At 60.0% G+C, this 438-nt stretch carries 1 protein-coding gene; it reads left to right on the forward strand.

Annotated features, from left to right (window positions below; all coding sequences use genetic code 11):
• Nucleotides 1-119: 119 nt before the first annotated feature.
• Nucleotides 120-438 (forward strand): FAD-binding oxidoreductase (locus tag AC1D0P_RS29920; RefSeq protein WP_477680049.1); only part of this gene is annotated, 319 nt, incomplete at its 3' end.

Genomic DNA, 438 nt, shown 5'->3' on the forward strand with positions numbered 1-438 from the left:
CCCGAGGACGTCGCCTCGCACTCTTCTGATCGGGATTTCCGATCTATCAGGCCGATGCGACGGGGTCACCTCATCCGACGGGTTTTGCTATGGATGGAGCCTCGGCAGGAGAACCCACGATGCTCACCAAGTCCCCTTTTCGATACGACCTCCCGACCGCCAACCGGCAGCCCTTCCATCGTGGAGGCCCGGCGAAGCTGGTTTGCAAGGCGGTCATCGCCGAGACGCATGATACGAAGACGTTCGTTTTCGAGGACAGCAGGAATCGGGGGTTCGATTTCAAGCCCGGCCAGTACGCCACGTTCAAGTTTGAGATCGACGGGAAGACCTATCCGAGGGCCTATTCTCTCTCCTCGACGCCGACCCGGCCGCACAATGTCTCGATCACCGTGAAACGTGCCCCCGGCGGTACGGTATCGAATTGGCTCAACGACACTG

It is taken from the genome of Polaromonas sp. P1_G2, assembly GCF_056405515.1.